Below are 1,739 nucleotides of genomic sequence, written 5' to 3'. Positions count from 1 at the left end.
CTTCGGTGAGATGCTCGACGGCAAGGTGCCCGACATGGAGCTGGGCGCCATGCTGATCGCACTGCGCGTGAAGGGCGAGAGCGCCGACGAGGTGGCTGGGTTCCTGGCCGCAATGCAGGCACGAACGGCCCGCCTGGCCGCCTCCGACGGCCCACGCACCGTGCTGCTGCCCAGCTTCAACGGTGCCCGCAAGCAGGCCAATCTGATGCCCCTGGTCGCGCTGCTGCTGGCCCGCGAGGGCGTGCCGGTGCTGATCTTCGGGCGGCACGACTTCGACAGCCGCCACAGCCCCTTCGAGCTGCTGGGCGAACTGGGGCTGCCCACCAGCGCCTCGCTGGCCGATGCCCAGACGCGGCTGGCAGGCGACAGATTGGCCGTCCTGCCTTTGCAGATGCTCAACCCTGGGTTGAACAGCTTGATGGCCTTGCGCCCGCGCCTGGGCGTGCGCAACAGCTCCCACAGCCTGGCCAAGCTGCTCGACCCCTTCCCGGTCGGCCGCGGTGTGCGTGTCGTCGCGGTGACGCATCCGGAATACCTCGACAGCATGAGCCACGCCCTGCCCACACTGACCGCCGGCGGTGGCCGGGCGCTGTTGATGCGCGCCAGCGAGGGCGAGGCCTATGCCCATCTGCGCCGCAAGGCCCATCTGATCGGCTTCCAGGACGGCGACACCGCGCCCTTGCATCCGGCCGACACGGCGGATCTGGACTGGCCGCTGTCGCCAGCCTGCACGCCAGCCGAGAACGCCGCCCTCATCCGCGCCATGTTGGAGGGCCGCGAAACCGTGCCGCCGCGCATCCTGGAGCAGGTCGCCGCACTGCGGCTTCTCGCCACAAACTGAAGTTGCTTATTCGGCATAGGCATATAGCCCCAAAAATTCTGTAGTTCTTCCGCACCGCAACATTGCTTAGAGTCGCGCCCTCGGGTGGCATGGGTCGCCTCAGGGGACAGCGTGCTGGACTGGATTGCGATTGCAAGTGGATTGGGAGTCGGCCTCATCGTCGGGATCACCGGCGTGGGCGGCGGCTCGCTGATGACGCCGTTGCTGCTGTCCGTCTTCAAGCTCAACCCGGCGGTTGCCATCGGCACGGACCTGTGGTTTGCCGCACTGACCAAGATGAGCGGCTCCGTGGCCCACGCCCGGCATGGTCATGTGCATTGGGCCATCACCCGCCGCCTGCTGACCGGCTCCATCCCTGCGTCCTTGGCCACCGTGGCGTTGATGCACCTGACTGGCGTCACCAAGGGCTGGGCCTCGGCGCTGACCTTTTCGCTGGGCATCGCGCTGTTGCTGACGGCCGTCGTCGTCGCCTTCAAGAAGAGCTGGCTGGCGCTGGGCCTTCGGCTGGAGCGCTGGATTCCCGAAGCCCGCAAGCCGGCGCTGACCATCCTCAGCGGCGCTGTGCTGGGCGTGCTGGTATCACTGTCTTCCATTGGCGCCGGCGCCATCGGCGCGACGCTGATCCTGCTGATCTACCCGCGCATGCAGGCCCGCGACATCGTCGGCACCGATATTGCCCATGCCGTGCCGTTGACGCTGGTCGCTGGCATCGGCCACGCCACGCTGGGCAACGTCAACTGGACGCTGCTGGTGCCGCTGCTCATCGGCTCTTTACCTGGCATCTGGCTGGGCGCCCAATTGACCCGTCGGCTGCCCGATGGCGTCGTGCGCAGCCTGCTCTGCGTTTCTCTTCTGATGGCCGGCTGGAAGGTCATCCACTAATCATGTATCGCTACAC

The 1,739-nt window shown here is 67.1% G+C and carries 2 protein-coding genes; both read left to right on the top strand.

Annotation, left to right across the window (positions count from 1 at the left end):
• A partial coding sequence (gene ybiB / locus AC1DU6_RS30045; protein WP_477861693.1) for a DNA-binding protein YbiB occupies positions 1–841 on the top strand: 841 nt, incomplete at its 5' end.
• 114 nt (positions 842–955) lie between these two features.
• Positions 956–1,723: a sulfite exporter TauE/SafE family protein gene (locus AC1DU6_RS30040; protein WP_082532632.1), complete on the top strand. Its 768-nt coding sequence runs from the start codon at positions 956–958 to the stop codon at positions 1,721–1,723.
• Positions 1,724–1,739: the final 16 nt, after the last annotated feature.

This window comes from Roseateles sp. P5_B10 (assembly GCF_056400485.1).
Note: the sequence above shows the minus strand (reverse complement) of the source record. Positions and strands in the feature narration are given on the sequence as shown.